Consider the following 1,556-nt stretch of genomic DNA (forward strand, 5'->3'; position numbering starts at 1 on the left):
TCGCTGATATGAACGAAACTTGTCAACCCTACGCTATAACTGGTGTTTCAGAATACAAAAATAAGGAATGAACGAGCTGAACAAGAAGGCAAAAGCTATCAACGGTGAGCATTCTGATATCCGCGGGTTTTGTGTACCGCATGTTTTCTCTCCATCTATAGAGAGCGCGCCATGAACTGTTGTCGTGCATCTTAACCTCAAGGGTTTGGCACATAGCGATCTCATGGGTTCTCTCTTACGGCTTTTCCTTTGCCTTCTTGCTCAGCTCTTCAATCTTTAATTGTCGGTACCCCGATTAATTTCCAAACCTTTGAGTCCCTTATCCTTCTTGACGCTTTCCCTCAATCTCTCTAGCAATCGACCAGATGAATCCGCTAAGCTCCCGTGCAACAGCGACCACTGCTTTCGGGCCAGGTTTTCCTTTCGCCAACATGCTAGTATATTTCTTATGCAAACGATGCTGCGCTTTCCAAGAAAGCAACAAGATCTCAGGTTGCTTTCCTTGTTGACGTTTTTTCAACTCACCTCGAACAGCAGGCTTATAACGGTAACTCCACGCAGCCTCGACTAATAAGCGTCGAAGGTGTGTGTTTCCCGATTTTGTTATTTGTCCTTGCCAGCGCTTCTGTCCACTTGAATACTCCCGAGGAACCAAACCCGTGTATCCCATAAATGCCTTCGCATTGCCGAACCGAATAAACGAACACACTTCGGCTGCAATGCCAGTCGCCGTCGTCTCAGCCACGCCTCGTAAAGTTTGAAGCGCTTGAATCATTGGAGCGCTATATCCCTTAGTCGCCTCTTCATGAATAGCGGCTTCGATACGCTTCTGTCTCGCTTCAATCTCATCTAAGTGATGAAGCATTTCCTGTAATACGAGTTGTTGTGATGCATGATCTAACGAAATGCGATCCAACCAAATTCGATACTTCGTTGTCCAACGACGAATACTCTCAACAGGCGCAATATTATGACGAAGAAGGAACTTCCCGATTCGCTGACGAATGCGAGTCCGATCCTCCTTTACGTCTTCACGCATACGCACCAGATCTCGCAATGCCTCTTCCTCCAGATTAGGAACATGAACACTACTTAATTCGCCAGCCCGAAGTAATTGAGCCAGCCGAAGTGCGTCACGACGGTCGGTCTTTACTCTTTCTCCTGGTTTACTTGGCATGAGTGAAGGTGCAATGACAATGCAGTCATATCCATGTGCTAGTAACAGCCGAACCAAAGGATATCCAGTTGGACCGGCCTCATAGCAGATTTTCAATTCGTCCGGTTCACCCAGCTTTTTAAGAACCTTTAAAATTTGATATTCGTTGTGCTCGATCATGCCCCAGTATCTAGCACTATCTCGGCCCTCGTCGGCGATGGCAATTGCAATTTTTTCTTTGGATACGTCTAAACCTACATACTTCATGGCATCCTTCATAGTACAGACTCTCCTTTGCAGTTTAGCTCTGCTTTTGGTTGTGGTGTGGCTATCTACTCGCCATTATTCCCAAAAGTAACCTAAGGTGTTGCAATTCGGGGAGTCTGTTTCGTTCATAATA

The 1,556-nt window shown here is 46.1% G+C and carries 1 protein-coding gene; it reads right to left on the reverse strand.

Translation table 11 applies throughout. The features are described 5' to 3' along the window. Positions 1 to 319: 319 nt before the first annotated feature. Positions 320 to 1,435: an IS110 family RNA-guided transposase gene (locus SBI19_RS29335; protein ID WP_317973071.1), complete on the reverse strand. Its 1,116-nt coding sequence runs from the start codon at positions 1,433 to 1,435 to the stop codon at positions 320 to 322. Between the last annotated feature and the right edge of the window lie 121 nt (positions 1,436 to 1,556).

This window comes from Paenibacillus sp. CCS19, assembly GCF_033239625.1.
GTDB lineage: Bacteria > Bacillota > Bacilli > Paenibacillales > Paenibacillaceae > Paenibacillus_T.

Coding starts and splice junctions, on each gene's coding strand:
- SBI19_RS29335 (WP_317973071.1), bottom strand. CDS start 1,435: ATGAAGGATGCCATGAAGTATGTAGGTTTAGACGTATCCAAAGAAAAA.